At 54.4% G+C, this 15,570-nt stretch carries 16 protein-coding genes; 5 read left to right on the plus strand and 11 right to left on the minus strand.

Annotation, left to right across the window (positions count from 1 at the left end; translation table 11 throughout):
- Positions 1 to 33 precede the first annotated feature (33 nt).
- Together recQ and pldA are read right to left on the minus strand one after the other, a co-directional pair.
- Complete coding sequence (gene recQ / locus DFO56_RS23230; RefSeq protein WP_045512953.1) at positions 34 to 1,860, minus strand: ATP-dependent DNA helicase RecQ; 1,827 nt, start codon at positions 1,858 to 1,860, stop codon at positions 34 to 36.
- A gap of 67 nt (positions 1,861 to 1,927) precedes the next feature.
- A complete protein-coding gene (gene pldA / locus DFO56_RS23235; RefSeq protein ID WP_044489770.1) occupies positions 1,928 to 2,797 on the minus strand; it encodes a phospholipase A in 870 nt (289 codons plus the stop codon).
- Between the two features lie 159 nt (positions 2,798 to 2,956).
- On the opposite strand from pldA, the gene yigI reads away from it, so the two are divergent.
- From yigI to DFO56_RS23255, 4 genes are read left to right on the plus strand one after another with little or no spacing between them, the layout of a single operon-like run.
- A complete protein-coding gene (gene yigI / locus DFO56_RS23240; RefSeq protein ID WP_045512951.1) occupies positions 2,957 to 3,424 on the plus strand; it encodes an acyl-CoA thioesterase YigI in 468 nt (155 codons plus the stop codon).
- Between the two features lie 55 nt (positions 3,425 to 3,479).
- The gene (rarD, locus tag DFO56_RS23245; protein ID WP_020456021.1) at positions 3,480 to 4,376 is read left to right on the plus strand and encodes an EamA family transporter RarD; all 897 of its coding nucleotides are present in this window, start codon (positions 3,480 to 3,482) and stop codon (positions 4,374 to 4,376) included.
- Positions 4,377 to 4,384: 8 nt separating this feature from the next.
- Positions 4,385 to 4,936 (plus strand): hypothetical protein, encoded by a 552-nt coding sequence (locus DFO56_RS23250; protein WP_233500434.1) that lies wholly within the window; start codon positions 4,385 to 4,387, stop codon positions 4,934 to 4,936.
- Complete coding sequence (locus DFO56_RS23255) at positions 4,929 to 5,321, plus strand: DUF2628 domain-containing protein (RefSeq protein WP_020456020.1); 393 nt, start codon at positions 4,929 to 4,931, stop codon at positions 5,319 to 5,321. The genes DFO56_RS23250 and DFO56_RS23255 overlap by 8 nt, the downstream gene beginning before the upstream one ends.
- Positions 5,322 to 5,357: 36 nt before the next feature.
- Here DFO56_RS23255 and corA read toward each other — a convergent pair whose 3' ends face one another.
- From corA to DFO56_RS23290, 8 genes are all read right to left on the minus strand, one after another.
- Positions 5,358 to 6,308, minus strand: a complete 951-nt coding sequence (gene corA / locus DFO56_RS23260) for a magnesium/cobalt transporter CorA (protein WP_017459737.1) — start codon at positions 6,306 to 6,308, stop codon at positions 5,358 to 5,360.
- 154 nt (positions 6,309 to 6,462) lie between these two features.
- Complete coding sequence (ysgD, locus tag DFO56_RS25195) at positions 6,463 to 6,519, minus strand: YsgD/CorL family protein (RefSeq protein WP_353609977.1); 57 nt, start codon at positions 6,517 to 6,519, stop codon at positions 6,463 to 6,465.
- A gap of 148 nt (positions 6,520 to 6,667) precedes the next feature.
- Positions 6,668 to 8,830, minus strand: a complete 2,163-nt coding sequence (gene uvrD, locus DFO56_RS23265) for a DNA helicase II (protein ID WP_045512949.1) — start codon at positions 8,828 to 8,830, stop codon at positions 6,668 to 6,670.
- Between the two features lie 49 nt (positions 8,831 to 8,879).
- Complete coding sequence (gene yigB / locus DFO56_RS23270) at positions 8,880 to 9,596, minus strand: 5-amino-6-(5-phospho-D-ribitylamino)uracil phosphatase YigB (protein ID WP_045512947.1); 717 nt, start codon at positions 9,594 to 9,596, stop codon at positions 8,880 to 8,882.
- Positions 9,596 to 10,498, minus strand: coding sequence for a tyrosine recombinase XerC (xerC, locus tag DFO56_RS23275; RefSeq protein WP_045512945.1), 903 nt, complete (start codon positions 10,496 to 10,498; stop codon positions 9,596 to 9,598). The genes yigB and xerC overlap by 1 nt, the downstream gene beginning before the upstream one ends.
- Positions 10,495 to 11,202 carry a DUF484 domain-containing protein gene (locus tag DFO56_RS23280; protein ID WP_020456016.1) on the minus strand — a complete coding sequence of 236 codons (708 nt, stop codon included), beginning with the start codon at positions 11,200 to 11,202 and terminating at the stop codon, positions 10,495 to 10,497. The genes xerC and DFO56_RS23280 overlap by 4 nt, the downstream gene beginning before the upstream one ends.
- Positions 11,199 to 12,023 (minus strand): diaminopimelate epimerase, encoded by an 825-nt coding sequence (gene dapF / locus DFO56_RS23285; protein WP_020456015.1) that lies wholly within the window; start codon positions 12,021 to 12,023, stop codon positions 11,199 to 11,201. Before dapF ends, DFO56_RS23280 begins: the two co-directional genes overlap by 4 nt.
- A 36-nt stretch (positions 12,024 to 12,059) precedes the next feature.
- Entirely contained in the window at positions 12,060 to 12,263 is a 204-nt protein-coding gene (locus tag DFO56_RS23290) for a lipoprotein (RefSeq protein WP_020456014.1), read from the minus strand.
- 137 nt (positions 12,264 to 12,400) lie between these two features.
- On the opposite strand from DFO56_RS23290, the gene cyaY reads away from it, so the two are divergent.
- Complete coding sequence (gene cyaY / locus DFO56_RS23295) at positions 12,401 to 12,721, plus strand: iron donor protein CyaY (protein WP_017459730.1); 321 nt, start codon at positions 12,401 to 12,403, stop codon at positions 12,719 to 12,721.
- 34 nt (positions 12,722 to 12,755) lie between these two features.
- Here the strand turns inward: cyaY and cyaA are convergent, their stop codons facing one another.
- A complete protein-coding gene (cyaA, locus tag DFO56_RS23300; RefSeq protein WP_045512943.1) occupies positions 12,756 to 15,299 on the minus strand; it encodes a class I adenylate cyclase in 2,544 nt (847 codons plus the stop codon).
- Positions 15,300 to 15,570 lie beyond the last annotated feature (271 nt).

A 15,570-nucleotide genomic window follows, 5' to 3' on the forward strand; every position in this document is an offset into this window, starting at 1 on the left:
GGAAACCATCCTCCCATTTTTTTCGCAGGCTGACTACTCTTCTTCGCCGTCAACATGTGCGCGGATCAACGCCATAAATTCCTGGCCGAAGCGTTCAAGTTTGCGCGTACCCACCCCGTTGACACTGAGCATCTCACCGGGAGAGAGCGGCATCTGTTCGGCCATTTCAATCAGCGTGGCGTCGTTAAAGACCACGTACGGCGGAATATTCTCTTCATCGGCGATCGCTTTACGCAACTTGCGCAGCTTGGCGAACAGCTTGCGGTCGTAATTGCCGACCGCCGCTTTCTGCATCACTTTCGGTTTCAGCGCCACCATACGCGGCACCGCCAGCATCAGCGGGACTTCACCGCGCAGCAGCGGACGCGCCGCTTCGGTGAGCTGCAACGCCGAGTGCTGAGCAATGTTTTGTGTGGCGAAGCCTAAGTGAATCAGTTGGCGGATCACGCTCACCCAATGTTCGTGGCTCTGCTCGCGACCAATTCCATACACCGGTAATTTGTCGTGACCAAACTCGCGGATGCGCTGGTTGTTCGCCCCGCGCAGTACTTCCACCACATAGCCCATACCGAAACGCTGATTCACGCGGTAAATAGCCGACAGCGCTTTTTGCGCGTCCTGCAATCCGTCGTACTGGCGCGGCGGATCGAGGCAAATATCGCAGTTACCGCAGGGCTCCTGGCGACCTTCGCCAAAGTAGTTCAGCAGCACCAGACGGCGGCAAGTTTGCGCTTCGGCAAAGGCGCCCATCGCATTGAGCTTGTGTCGTTCGATATCCTGCAACGGCCCGGCGGGCTTCTCTTCCAGGCAGCGGCGCAGCCACGCCATATCCGCCGGATCGTAAAACAGCATCGCTTCCGCAGGCAGGCCGTCACGCCCGGCGCGACCGGTTTCCTGATAATAGGATTCGATATTGCGCGGAATGTCGAAATGCACCACGAAGCGCACGTTGGGCTTGTTGATGCCCATCCCAAACGCCACCGTCGCCACGACAATTTGCAAGTCGTCGCGCTGGAACTGTTCCTGTACGCGCGCCCGCACCTCGTTTTCCAGCCCAGCATGGTAAGCCGCCGCGCTAAAACCACGGCTTTGCAAACGGGCGGCGGTGTCTTCCACTTTCGCCCGGCTGTTGCAATACACGATGCCGCACTTGCCGCGCTGCTCCTGCACATAACGCAGTAGCTGATCGAGCGGCTTAAATTTTTCCATCAGCATGTAGCGAATGTTCGGGCGGTCGAAGCTGCTGACCTGAATCAGCGGATCGTGAAGCCCCAACAAACGTTCAATGTCACGGCGGGTTGTGTCATCGGCGGTGGCGGTAAGCGCCATAAACGGCACGGAAGGCAGCATCTGGCGCAACTGGCCCAGCGCGGCGTATTCCGGGCGGAAATCATGGCCCCACTGGGAAATACAGTGCGCTTCGTCCACGGCCAACAGCACCGGATTCCACTGGCGCAGTTGATCGAGGAAGTTGTCGAGCATCAGGCGCTCGGGAGCGATATACAGCAGGCGAATCTGGCCGTTGCGACAGCCGTTGATCACCTCAAACTGCTGTTCGCGGCTCTGGGTAGAGTTCAGGCATGCTGCTGCAACACCGTTTGCCAGTAGCTGATCGACCTGATCTTTCATCAGCGAGATGAGCGGTGAAACCACCACCGTCAGGCCATCTAATACCAGCGCCGGAATTTGGTAACACAGGGATTTCCCGCCGCCGGTCGGCATCACCACCAGGCAGTCGCGGCCGCTGAGCACGGTGTCGATAATATCCTGCTGGCCCGGGCGGAATTGCTGGTAGCCGAAGGTCTCTTGCAGAACCTGTTTCGCCAGCGATTCCTGATTCAATACTTCCGCCTGTGCCACTCTGACCCCATTTGCCTGAAATAAAAACAGGCGCTATTTTCAGCGCCTGAGAGAGAAACTGCAACGCTTAAAACAGATCGTTAAGCATCACGCCCACGCCGACACGTGTCTGATTGAAATTGTAGTCAATCAACGATTCGCCGTACCCGCTGTAGACCTGCGTATAAAGACGTACGTGTTTAGTCACTGGGTAGCTTAGACCGAGTTCCGCGCCGCCGTAACCGGTATTCCAGTTATATTGTCCTTTTGCGCTGAGGATCGCATCGCCCAGCTGGTAGCCAATTTTCAGCTGGTAATAACCCATATATTTGGTGATATCCGGGTTGTCATCAACCGATCCCACCACATACCAGGGTTTGACTTCCACCAGCCAGTTGCCGCTTTGCGCCATCAAGCGCGTATAGGCGCGGTTCCAGCTGCGTGAAGTCGGGTCGGAACGTCCGTTCGAATCGTGGTTAAAGCCAAATTCCACGTCGCGCAGCGTCCAGCCAGCAAATTCGTAATCGGTGGCGAAACCAAGGAACAGTTGCGGTTCGTAGTTGGTTTCACGGAATGGAGAAGACTCTCCGCTGTTTGACAACTGCCACCAGGATTTTTGCGTGTAGGAACCACCGAACACCGAGTTTGGCCCCAGAATCCCGCGCCAGAGAGGGAACGCCAGGCTGAGCTGGAACTTCACTTCATCTTTACGCGCATTATCCGCCCAGTTATAGGAGCGAATCGCTTCTTTGTTCAGATCGCTGGTATCGGTGTAGATAACGTAGTTGGATTCATAAGGGTAGAGCGTGAACGGATTGTCGTGCTCCTGCAATAAATTGGCGATGATGCTGCCGCGCACGGCAGGTGCATCATGAACTTCTTTTACCGTCGCTTCTTGTGCGTAAGCCATAAACGGCAGTGCAAGCACTGCGAAAAACCAACCCAGAGAGGTCCGCATCGGTTTGCTGCTCCAAATCATATTGTTGAATTGACGAATTTCCCCGCAAGTATTCTACATATTTATTGAGTCACTGCTCATGTATCGGTTCCGAAAGTGGAAATCAACAATCGATAAGCATAAAATCAACATTTCATTAACTCATCGGATCAGATAGTCATGTCAGTTGTTCTCACAGCGGAAGAAGTCCTGAAAACGGTCGGCGAGATATTCGTGTACCACATGCCGTTTAATCGTGCGTTAGGGCTGGAGCTGGAGCGCTATGAAAAAGAGTACGCGCAGCTGAGTTTCACTAACCAGCCTATGATGATCGGCAACTGGGCGCAAAGCATTTTACACGGCGGCGTGATTGCCTCCGCGCTGGATGTCGCCGCGGGTCTGGTTTGCGTGGGCAGCACGTTAACCCGCCATGAAACCATTAGCGAAGAGGAGCTGCGCCAGCGTTTAGCACGGATGGGCACGATCGATTTACGCGTCGATTACCTGCGACCGGGTCGCGGTACGCGCTTTACCGCCAGTAGCAGCTTGCTGCGCGCGGGTAATAAAGTTGCCGTCGCGCGCGTAGAGCTGCACAACGAAGAACAGCTCTACATCGCCAGCGCGACCGCCACCTATATGGTGGGGTGAGCCGGTCAGAAAAATCGGGTACCATGAGGATTCATTTCAGCTACGAGCTTTCCCGATGGATGCAAAACAGACGCGGCTGGGCGTGCTTCTTGCCCTGGCCGCATATTTTATTTGGGGCGTTGCCCCGGCTTACTTCAAAACGATCTGGTTCGTTCCGGCCGACGAAATTCTTACACATCGCGTGATCTGGTCCTTCTTCTTTATGCTGGCGTTGATTAGCGTTAGCCGCCAGTGGAGCAGCGTGAAAGCCCTGCTGCAAACGCCGAAAAAGATCCTGCTGCTGGCGCTCTCTGCGGTACTGGTAGGGGGAAACTGGTTGTTGTTTATCTGGGCGGTAAACCATAACCATATGCTGGAAGCGAGCCTGGGCTACTTTATTAACCCACTGGTGAATATTCTGCTGGGGATGCTGTTTTTGGGCGAACGTTTTCGCCGCATGCAGTGGCTGGCGGTGCTGCTGGCGGCGATCGGTGTGCTGGTACAACTGTGGACATTTGGTTCGCTGCCGATAATCGCGCTTGGCCTGGCCTTCAGCTTTGCTTTTTACGGCCTGCTGCGCAAAAAGATTGCGGTGGAGGCACAAACCGGCATGTTGATAGAAACGCTGTGGCTGCTGCCGGTAGCGGCGATTTGGTTGTTCGGCATTACCGACAGTCCGACCAGCCATATGGGGCAAAACAGTCTGTCGCTTAATCTGCTTTTAATGGCCGCAGGTGTCGTAACCACGGTGCCGCTGCTCTGTTTTACCGGTGCGGCAACGCGTCTGCGCCTGTCGACGCTCGGCTTCTTCCAGTACATTGGCCCGACATTGATGTTCGTGCTGGCGGTGCTTTTTTACGGCGAACATCCCGGTGCGGATAAAATGGTGACCTTCGGCTTTATCTGGGTTGCGCTGGCTATCTTTGTCCTCGACGCGGTTTATACGCAGCGCGGGTTACGCAAAAAAGCCTGATTAAACACATGGGCGGAATAGCCGCCCAATACCTACAAAAATTTAGAGGTAAGGATTTACCCAATCGCGTAATGCGCAATGGAATGCTATGTTTGCCCCTTCGTCATTACGTTATTCAGGATGAATCAGCGATGATCCGCAGGATTTTTTTGCCATCGGGCAAAACGTGCCTCGCGCGTGGGCCGTATATCCTTATATTTTTACTTCTGCATATTCTCTTTTTAGTTGTCGCCTTTAATGTGGCCGAACTGCCTGTTCTGCCGCTGGTGTGCTTTCTGCTTTACACCTATTTAAAGCTAAATATTAACGCGCAACGCTGCAGAGATAGCGGTGCCAAAGGCCGCTATGTGGTCATTTTTTCATTGCTGGTCTACCTGGCCTCGCTGGCGGTTGCCGCCACCGGTGTTGTCAGCGATGTTGAGTGCGTGAGCTTAGGTATCAGAATCTATTTCGGTTACGACGTGCTGGTATTTTTCGTCTTTATGCTCGCACCGACGCAGTTAAAGCAACAAATTAATTCGACGGACCACGTGTCTATTTCAGGAGGGGAAAATGAGTAACATCAACACTTATGATTATAAAAGCGACCATTCATTAAGCGACAAATGGAAGTATCGTTTCGCATTCTATGAGAAGAATGGCTACCCATCTTTTTGGGGGATGAGCCCGGCATGGAAAAACGCCTATAAAGAAATGACTTTCGGGCAGAAGATAAAAGTCTCTTTCAATTTCTTCGCCTGGTTTTTTTCTATTATCTATTTGCTGATCCTTGGTTTGTGGAAGAAAGCCCTGTTAGTTTTAGTTATCAACATAGTCGTTATCGTGGTTGCGGTTATTTTTAACATTGGCTTCCTGGGTTATATGGTCAATGCCATCATCGCCTGTCGGGCCAACATCTGGTATTACGATTTAAAAGTGAAGGGCAAACAGGACTGGAGCCTGTAATAAAAAAGGTTCAGCGTGATGCTGAACCTTTTTGTTTTATAGCCAGTTACGGCGCTTGAAGTAGAGATAAGGCGCGAGCCCCGCGAGGATCATAAAGATGATTGCGCCAGGGTAGCCAAAGCTCCAGTGCAGTTCGGGCATAAATTCAAAGTTCATGCCGTAACTGGAAGCCACCAGCGTCGGCGGCAGGAACACGACCGATACCACCGAGAAGATCTTGATGATGCGGTTCTGCTCGATATTGATAAAGCCCATCGCCGCCTGCATCAGGAAGTTCACTTTCTGGAACAACGATTCGTTGTGCGGCAGCAGGGATTCGATATCGCGCAGGATCTCGCGCGCCTGCTCAAGCTGACCGGCCGGTAAACGTGCCTTACGCACCAGGAAGTTCAACGCGCGCTGGGTATCCATCAGACACAGGCGCACCTTCCAGCCGATATCTTCCTGTTCCGCCAGCGTCGAGAGCGCGTCGTCATACTCGTCGCCCTGCTGGCCTTCCATAATGACGCGGCTCAGCTTTTCCAGATCGCTGTAAATGTTTTCGATTTCATCCGCCAGTTGCTCAATTTTGGTTTCGAACAGATCCAGCAGCAGTTCGTAAGCGTTACCATCGACCATCTCCTGGCTGCGGGCGCGCATACGGTACAGGCGAAACGCAGGCAGCTCGCGCTCACGCAGGGTGAACAGGCGACCTTCGCGGATGGTAAATGCTACGGTTGAGTTGCCTGCGTGATCTTCAGCATCTTCAAAAAAGAAGAAGGAGTGGATGTGCAGGCCGTCTTCGTCTTCAAAAAAACGCGCCGACGCCTCAATGTCTTCCAGTTCAGGTCGGGTGGCCAGGTTCTGGCCCAATTCCGTTTGCACGCGGGTACGTTCTTCATCGTCCGGCTCGACCAAATCAACCCAAACAGAGCTGGCGAGATGTTTGATTTCGTCAGCCTCAAGGCGGGTTAAACGATTGTTTTCCAGTTGAAATGCGCTCAGCATAGCCGGGACTCCCAATGCAAAAAATATCGGACAGTTCGGTGGGCACACAGAGAAACAAATTGGGTTTCAGACCATTAAACAGCCTGACTCAGCGCGACGGGGAATACAGCGGGTCGCTGACAACCTCTAAGGCCATCAGCATGAGGAGATAGCCTTAGGAGTTGTTCCTGAAAACCAGGAAATTGAGCCAGTATCTACTGGGTGTGTCCAAGGCGAATGTCCTCTTAGCGTGATCGTGCGCGCATGTTACGCCAGCACTCAGAAGGCGTCAACACGCAACGAAACGCTAAAGAGCAATATTTGCCCTTCAGCGTATAAGGCTAGCAGAATATTACAAAATAATGATATTTTTCTGAAAGTTACACGGTTTCGAGCTTGGCGTAAGCCGCCACCAGCCATTTGATACCCTGCCCCTGGAAAGCCACCTGCAAACGGCTGTGCTCACCGCTGCCTTCCATGTTCACCACCGTGCCTTCGCCAAATTTGGCATGGCGCACGCGCTGGCCAAGTTTATAGCCGGTATCGCTTTGCGCCACCGGCGTACCCATGCGTTGATGGCTAACCGGGCGGCTGATGCTGGCGCGCAAACGTACCTCTTCAACACACTCTTCAGGCAACTCGCCAATAAAGCGCGACGGGCGGTGATACACCTCTTTACCGTACAACCGGCGCGTTTCCGCATAGGTTAAGGTCAGTTTTTGCATCGCGCGCGTCACGCCGACATACGCCAGACGGCGCTCCTCTTCCAGGCGGCCGCCTTCATCCAGCGACATCTGGCTGGGGAACATGCCCTCTTCCATGCCAACGATAAACACCTGCGGGAACTCCAGCCCTTTCGCCGAGTGCAGCGTCATTAACTGCACCGCATCCTGCCAGGTATCCGCCTGCCCTTCGCCCGCTTCCAGTGCGGCGTGGGAGAGAAATGCCTGCAGCGGCATTAAATCTTCGTCTTCTTCGTTGTAGCTGAACTGGCGCGTCGCGGTGACCAGTTCCTCTAAGTTCTCGATACGCGTCTGGCCTTTTTCGCCTTTTTCCTGCTCGTACATCATGCGCAGGCCGGAATCGCTGATCACCCGGTCGGTTTGCACATGCAACGGCATATCCGCCGTTTCCTGTGCCAGCGCGTCAATCAGTTCCAGGAAACGTTGCAGCGCGCTCGCCGCGCGGCCCGCCAGCACTTTCTCCTGTAACAATTCGCGCGTTGCCTGCCATAAGGTCAACTGGCGATCGCGCGAGGTTTGGCGCACCACGTCCAGCGTACGGTCACCGATGCCGCGCGTTGGCGTATTCACCACGCGCTCAAAAGCGGCATCATCGTTGCGGTTGGCGATCAGGCGCAGGTAGGAGAGCGCATCTTTAATTTCCTGACGTTCGAAGAATCGCATACCGCCATAAATCCGGTACGGCATGCTGGCTTGCAGCAGCGCCTCTTCCAGCACGCGCGACTGGGCGTTGCTGCGATAGAGAATGGCGCACTGCGAAAGCTGGCCGCCGTTATCCTGCCAGGCTTTGATACGGTTGACGACATAACGCGCTTCATCCAGTTCGTTAAAGGCGCAGTAGAGTGAAATCAGCTCGCCATCGACGCCATCGGTCCACAGCTTTTTACCCAGGCGCCCGTTGTTGTTCTCAATCAGGGCGTTCGCCGCGCTGAGAATATTGCTGGTCGAACGGTAGTTTTGCTCCAGGCGGATCGTCTGCGCGCCGGGGAAGTCTTTCAGGAAGCGCTGGATGTTTTCCACCTGCGCACCGCGCCAGCCGTAAATGGACTGATCATCGTCGCCGACGATCATCACTTTGCCGGTATCGCCCGCCAGCAGGCGGATCCACGCGTATTGAATGTTGTTGGTATCCTGGAATTCGTCCACCAGGATATTGGTAAAGCGTTCGCGGTAGTGCTGCAAAATATGCGGTTTGTTGAGCCACAACTCATGGGCGCGCAGCAGCAGCTCGGCGAAATCGACCAGCCCGGCGCGATCGCAGGCTTCCTGGTAGGCCTGGTAAACTTTCTGCCAGGTCTGTTCCACCGGGTTACCGAAACTTTGAATATGGTGCGGACGAATGCCTTCGTCTTTCTGGCCGTTGATGTACCACATCGCCTGGCGCGGCGGCCATTGCTTCTCGTCGAGGTTCATCGCTTTGATCAGACGCTTCAGCAAACGCAGCTGATCTTCGCTGTCGAGGATCTGGAAATCCTGCGGCAGGTTGGCGTCCATATGGTGCGCGCGCAGCAAACGGTGCGCGAGGCCGTGGAACGTGCCAACCCACATCCCGCCCTGCGAAGTGCCCATTAACTGGCCGATACGGTGGCGCATTTCCGCCGCCGCTTTGTTGGTGAAAGTCACCGCCATAATGGAGTATGGCGAGCAGTTTTCCACGGTCATCAGCCAGGCGATACGGTGTACCAGTACGCGCGTCTTACCGCTCCCCGCCCCTGCCAGCACCAGCATATTGCTACGCTCGGCGGCTACGGCGTCGCGCTGTTTGTCATTGAGGCTGTCGAGCAGATAAGAAACGTCCATTGGCACCGCCGCGAAATATTACTGGGAATTTATACAGAACAGCTGGTGATTATATCAGCGTAGTGAGGGATGCCAACCGCGAAATTTCCACATGCGGCAGTAACCGGCTGTCGCTGGCTTGCAGCAGATCTGCGCCTTCCGGTTTGATCCAACAAGCCTGCATGCCGCAGCGCACCGCACCGGCAACGTCGGTGGTCAGATCATCACCCACATGCAGGATATCGCCAATCGCCACGCCGAGACGCTCAGCTGCCAGATGATACATATCGCTAAAGGGTTTTGCGCGACCGTCCGGCCCGGCACGCAACACGAATTCAAAGTAGTCGCCCAGGCCGAACAACTCCGGCTGCGCGTTACCGTTGGTGATCGCCACCAGCGGCCACTTTTTGCCGAGTTTCGTCAACGTGTCGTGGGTTTCCTCTGGCACATCAATGCGGCTGCGCCATTTGGCAAAATTGACCATCGAGGCATTTGCACCGGCGGCGGCTTCTTCCGCGGTCAGACCGGCATCCAGCATCGCGCGTTCAACGGCACGCCGGCGCCACTCGGTGACATCGTGGTAAATATCCGGTTCGGTTTCCCGCAGCGACTGGCGCAGACGATGGAATTCACTGTTTTCCAGATTGCTTAACGCCGGGTGATAGCGCTGCACAAACGCCAGCGCTTCCTGTTCAGTGCGCTGGATAACCAACCGGTTGTCGTAAAGGGTGTCGTCCAGGTCGAAGGTGATCGCAGAGATCTGACCTAATGGGCGGTAAAAACGCATTATTTCCCCCGTTTGGCGCGCGGGTGCGCCGCATCGTATACCGAAGCAAGGTGTTGAAAATCAAGATGAGTATATATCTGAGTGGTGGACAAATTAGCGTGACCGAGCAGCTCCTGCACACCGCGCAGATCGCCGCTCGATTCGAGCATATGGGTGGCGAAAGAGTGGCGCAGCTTATGAGGATGCACGTGGCTGTTCAACCCTTGCTTAATGCCCCATTCAGCGAAGCGCTTTTGCACATTACGCGCGGAAATACGTTTGCCGAGCTTCGACAGAAACAGCGCATCGTCTTGTGCGCCGAACAGACCGCGTAAATCAAGCCAGTGCTCAATCCAGACGACCGCGTTGCGGCCAATCGGCAAACGACGTTCTTTACTACCTTTGCCCAGCACCCACACTTCGCCGCTTTCCAGATCCAGATGTTTCATATCCAGATTCACCAGTTCAGACAAACGCAGACCCGCGCCATACATTACTTCAAGCATCGCGCGATCGCGCACGGCGAGCGGATCATTCAGATCGATATCCAGCAGCCGGTTAACATCATCAACGTCGATGTTTTTCGGCAAATGGCGTGGCGCTTTTGGCGCGGAAATGCCTTTTGCCGGATTTGCAGGCAACTCGCCCTGGCTGACCATCCAGTCAAAGAAACTGCGCAGTGCCGAAAGCCGCAGCGCCAGGCTCGCGGCCCCCAGCCCTTTGCGTCGGCTGCGCACGGCAATGGCGCGCACCATCGCAGCATCACATTGTTGCCAGCTTTTCAGACCCGTTTCTTCGGTCAAAGCAATAATGGCATCAAGCTGACGCTGATAATTTAAAAGCGTGACAGGACTGAGCTGGCGTTCAACGCCCAGGTAGCGCAGAAAACGGGTGACGAACGAAAACAGCGGAGAATCGGTCATACGCGCTCAATCCAGCGCTCCAGCAGATCCGGCAGCATCTGCGCGATCTCTTCCAGCAACTGCGTGCCTTGTCCCTGTTGATAATGGTGAACGTCGCGACTGCTGAACAACACAACGCCCAGCGCGCCATCCTGCCCCATCAGCGACATCGCGACGGAGCCAATCGCTTTCGCTTCCGGCAACAGCAGCAGTAACTCCGGCCCGTTTAGCGGCCCAAGATAGTGATGCTGCTGGCCAAGGCGCTGGATACGCAGCGGTTCAAACGCCTGTCGGGAGAGCGCAAGATGGGTAAATTTCGACGGCGCGCCAAGACGCCAGCGATCGGGAAACAGGCGGATAGTGGCGCCAGCCAGCCCTAAATCACGCGCCCAGCGATGGAAACGGTTGAGCATTTCGTCAAGGCTCGGCGCAGACGCCAGCCGTCCCTGTAAACGCAGCAGACGATAAAACAGACCTTCGTTAGCGCTGGCCTGCTCCATCAACAGCGTCATGTTCTCTTCCAGTGCATTGATGTGATTGCGCGAACGCGCCATGTGCCATTCCACCAGTGAAACGGTGTCGCGCACCGCATGCGGTACGCGCATCTGTTCCACCAGCCGTGCATTGCGGATAAAGAAATCAGGGTTACGCAGCAGATAATCAACGACATCGCTGTCATCCAGCTGTGTAAAGGTGTCCTGTAGTTCTTCCCCTGGCTGCTTCATAACTGAATAAACCCGTCGTAGACATGTGCCGCCGGGCCAGTCATATACAGTGGTTGGCCCGGGCCTTTCCATGCGATATCAAGTCGACCGCCTGGTAATTCCACGCGAACATTTTCCGCCAGCAACCCCTGCGAGATACCGACAGCAACCGCTGCGCAAGCACCGCTGCCGCAGGCCTGGGTTTCCCCGGCGCCGCGCTCATAAACGCGCAGGCGAATGGTGTCCGGTTTAACGACTTGCATAAAGCCGATGTTCGCACGCTCAGGAAAACGTTCGTGGCTTTCCAGAACCGGCCCCAGCGTTTCAACGGGGGCAGTGTTGACGTCGTCCACCTGAATCACGCAGTGCGGGTTGCCCATTGAGACAACGCCGCACAATACTGTTTGCTCTGCCGCGCGCATAATATAGGTCTTTTCCGCTTTGTTGGCGCGAAACGGCACCTGCGACGGTTCAAAGTTCGGCTCACCCATGTTCACGCGAACCAGCTCATCTTCCGTTACGCTCAATACCATACGACCGTTTGCCGTACTGACGCGGATATCACGTTTATTGGTCAACCCTTTCAGGCGAACAAAACGGGCGAAGCAGCGCGCGCCGTTGCCGCACTGCGACACTTCGCTGCCATCGGCATTAAAGATCCGATAGTGAAAATCAAGTTCAGGATCGTAGGGAGGCTCAACCACCAGCAACTGGTCGAACCCTACGCCAAGATGGCGATCCGCCAGACGACGGATCAGCTCCGGGGAAAAAAAGACATTCTGCGTTACCGCGTCGACGACCATAAAATCGTTGCCAAGGCCATGCATTTTTGAGAACTGCATCATCTACTCCATTTGCGCGGATACAGAACGGTAACGTCAGTAATTCACCTGCGTCGGCGAGCCGTCATCACCACGATCGTTTTTATCCGGCGTGGCCGGCTGAATCGTGCTGGTTTGCGTTTTGGTTGGCGGCGGCGCGTTTTTATCTGCGGGCGGGAAGTAGAGTGGGCCTTTCAGACCACAGCCCGTCAGGCTAAACAGAGTCAGCAGTACGGCCAGCGTGCGAAACACATCTTTCATTATAAGTTGCCTGTAAGTTCGTTCTTTCTGCTTTCTATCATCGCAGGAGAAGACACAAAAGCAAGAGTTTGCGCGTTTAGGGCATCGGGAAATGTTTCGCGTTATACTGCTGCCATCATAAAAAACGGGATAAGAGAATGAACGACAGTGAATTTCATCGCCTCGCAGACGGCCTGTGGCTGACCATCGAAGAACGCCTGGATGACTGGGACGGCGACAGTGATATCGACTGCGAGATCAACGGCGGCGTGCTGACCATCAGCTTTGAAAACGGCAGCAAAATCATTATTAACCGCCAGGAACCGCTACACCAGGTCTGGCTGGCAACCAAACAGGGCGGCTACCATTTTGACCTGAAAGGCGACGAATGGGTGTGCGACCGCAGCGGTGAGACGTTCTGGGATCTGCTGGAACAAGCGGCGAGCCAACAGGCGGGAGAAACCGTCAGCTTCCGCTGACATTCATTGCCCGGTAACATGCCGGGCAAATCGCTTAAGAGAAATACTGCTGCAACAACGGCGCATCGTTATCCTGATTTGCCGGCGTCGCGGTGCTAATCGCCTGATTACGGAACGGAATCACCTGCGCGCGACCTTCAACATTCACAATCTGATAGAACTGCGGCAAGTTGAAGTTGATAAAGCTCGAACCGTAAGTAAAGCGATCGTGAGATGAAGAATAGAAACGGCTGACATCACGCACCAGCTCTTCTTTGCTGCCTTCGCAGTGGTGATAGACTTCCGCGCGGTTGCTCTCATCCAGAATATAGATGTTAAAGCCCTCTTCACCGGTCTCTTCAAAGAAGAATTGAATAATCCCTTCACTGGCAAAACCATCCACTACTGCAGGTAGCTCAACGTGATTGGTTTCCACCTGCACTGAAAGGCCATGCAACTTGTTGTGAGAAATCGCGCCGTAAAACTCAATCGCGTTTTCCAGTTTCTGCACCGAGACATTGAGGCGTTCAAAAAACAGCCCCCAGGTTTGCCCGGCAACACGCAAGGCTTTGAAACGCCCGGTTTCCTGGCGCGTGCTGGAAAGGCGCAGCTCAATACACTCCGACACCAGTTGCTGGACACGGGTGCGAATAAGACCACGTAAATGCTGGCTGTAGCAGAACACTTCAACGCTATCCGGCGGCGCGGCGTCCTGATGCATTTTACCCAGAATGGTTTTCAGCGCTTCGATCATCGCCTGCTCGCCGTTGAAATGCAGGGTTCGCACTTCATTCCACGAGTTACGATAGAGCAAATCTACGCTGCCAACGAGGCAATTTTGCTGCTCGCCGAAGCTGAACACATCAAGTTTGCGGAAATCAAAATGCACCACCTGGTTACGGAACGCCGCGGTTGGGTCGTACTCCAGGTTAACAATGATCGCCAGGTGACGGATTTCACAAGGGCTGTAGAGCGCTTTTGGCGTCGGGGCAGGCAGCCGCAGCGGGAAGTGGTGGGAAACATCCGCCACCATCTCCTGCAACTTCGGCAGATCAACAATGCCGTTGCCTTTAATAAACAGGTGCGTACGTGAAGTCAGCAGACCATTAAACCACGCCCAGGCGACCAGCTTATTAAGATAGCGGTTATATTCCAGCGGCTGATGGCTGACGATCGAATCCATATTTGGCGCGCGGTTGTAAAGATACCAACCCGTACGGTTGGCACGACCCGGCGGCACATGAATAAAGGTTAAATTCGGTTCGGAGAGATCCGGTGAAATTTGCGGGTTCACCAGCGTCACTTTACCCGGCAGCGCTTCAAATGCCGCGTACAGTTTACGGGTTAATACGCCGATATCCTGCGGGCTGGCGGAAACGCTCAGATTGTTGCGACGCGCAAAGCGAATCAGGTTGCGGTAACTCTGCATCATCGCGTCGAGCAGTTCGTTGTGCGCTTCGCGTACCTGATCGATTTTCCAGTTTGCGCGGTTATCCAGCATCGCTACACGCGCGTCATCCCAGCCCCACTCTTTTACCAGCTGCGAAATCACTTCGCGACGCCAGCCAACGCAGGCGCGCTCGCGGCTCAGTTTCTCGCAGACTTTTAAATAGAAACATCGGCGAGCAAGATCGAGGCGTGCGGTGTCTTCAATCGCGATCAGGTATTCTGTCACGCGCTCCAGCATCATGCAGTAGTGATCGAGACCAAACGAGACAATCTCGCCATCATGCAAACGCTGTTTGATATCTTTCGCCAACAGACGCGTGTTGGGGTATTCCCAGGAATAAGCTTCCAGCAGCAGCGTTTTCAACACCGCTTTGTACGGTGAATCAATACTTTTATAGAGCTGCCACAAGCTGGCACCGAAGTACTCTTCCGCCGAAAGCGAGCTCAGACCACCCAGATCCAGCCATTCGTTCGGCGTTAAAACGCCCTGCGCATAGAGCGTCATAACGTAATCGTCGTAATGCTCTTCTTCGTCTCCCGGCACCATATTCCACAGAATACGTTTGCCGGCCAGGCGCACGGCGGTGCGGTAAAATTCGTCAAGCAACAGGATATGCTGCGTTGAACCGCAGTCCTCACCACCGAGACTGCCGCTTTCATTGTGGCGGAAACGGTTTTCATCAATCAGGAAGAAGCTCACTTCCACGCCGAGCGAGGCCGCCCAGCTCTCCAGCAGGCTGCACTTACGTTGCAACAGCTGGCGCTCTTCATTATCGAGCCAGGATTGATGGCAGACCCAGATATCCAGATCCGAGGAACAGCTTTGCCCAACCGATGAGGTACTGCCCATAGAATAGACGCCGGTGATCGGCAGTTCGCCTTTTGGCGACGCCTGCGGCGGCATACCACGGTGCATCTCAAGTTCGTTCAGGTAGTGAAGTTGGTTTTCATCAGGCGTGTAAAAGCAAATGCCCTGGGGAACGTTACCTTCAAGGTAGCCCGGCATCAGCGGATGGTGGTAATGCAACAATGTAGGCAGCAGACTGTAAACCTGCTGGAAAGCAGGCCCCATGGCAGCAAGCGCGCGATCCACACGCAATTGATTGATGGCATCCAGTCTCTGTTTCAGAGTCTCAATATAGAGGTACAAGACATATCGCCTGATGTTTACAGAAAATCCAAAATAACCGTCACCTTTTTTCGCCCTTTATCTTTATAGGGGGAGTGACGAAAAAATGGTCTAAAACGTGATCAATTTAACACCTTGCTGATTGACCGTAAAGAAAGATGCGCTACAAACCAGTGTAGCAGCAAACGCTCTCTGTAAAGTCCGAATTACAGCCCGGTTGCGCCTGCATTGCAGAGGTGTCGCCTTCTCGCACCCATGCAATCTACCGCGAGCACTGACACCCTAATGCAAC

The sequence above is a fragment of the Kosakonia sp. AG348 genome (assembly GCF_003337365.1).
GTDB lineage: Bacteria > Pseudomonadota > Gammaproteobacteria > Enterobacterales > Enterobacteriaceae > Kosakonia.

Bases quoted from the DNA above. Each gene is read 5' to 3' on its own strand.
- pldA (WP_044489770.1), bottom strand. From the start codon at position 2,797: ATGCGGACCTCTCTGGGTTGGTTTTTCGCAGTGCTTGCACTGCCGTTT.
- yigI (WP_045512951.1), top strand. From the start codon at position 2,957: ATGTCAGTTGTTCTCACAGCGGAAGAAGTCCTGAAAACGGTCGGCGAG.
- rarD (WP_020456021.1), top strand. From the start codon at position 3,480: ATGGATGCAAAACAGACGCGGCTGGGCGTGCTTCTTGCCCTGGCCGCA.
- DFO56_RS23250 (WP_233500434.1), top strand. From the start codon at position 4,385: ATGGGCGGAATAGCCGCCCAATACCTACAAAAATTTAGAGGTAAGGAT.
- DFO56_RS23255 (WP_020456020.1), top strand. From the start codon at position 4,929: ATGAGTAACATCAACACTTATGATTATAAAAGCGACCATTCATTAAGC.
- corA (WP_017459737.1), bottom strand. From the start codon at position 6,308: ATGCTGAGCGCATTTCAACTGGAAAACAATCGTTTAACCCGCCTTGAG.
- uvrD (WP_045512949.1), bottom strand. From the start codon at position 8,830: ATGGACGTTTCTTATCTGCTCGACAGCCTCAATGACAAACAGCGCGAC.
- yigB (WP_045512947.1), bottom strand. From the start codon at position 9,596: ATGCGTTTTTACCGCCCATTAGGTCAGATCTCTGCGATCACCTTCGAC.
- xerC (WP_045512945.1), bottom strand. From the start codon at position 10,498: ATGACCGATTCTCCGCTGTTTTCGTTCGTCACCCGTTTTCTGCGCTAC.
- DFO56_RS23280 (WP_020456016.1), bottom strand. From the start codon at position 11,202: ATGAAGCAGCCAGGGGAAGAACTACAGGACACCTTTACACAGCTGGAT.
- dapF (WP_020456015.1), bottom strand. From the start codon at position 12,023: ATGCAGTTCTCAAAAATGCATGGCCTTGGCAACGATTTTATGGTCGTC.
- DFO56_RS23290 (WP_020456014.1), bottom strand. From the start codon at position 12,263: ATGAAAGATGTGTTTCGCACGCTGGCCGTACTGCTGACTCTGTTTAGC.
- cyaY (WP_017459730.1), top strand. From the start codon at position 12,401: ATGAACGACAGTGAATTTCATCGCCTCGCAGACGGCCTGTGGCTGACC.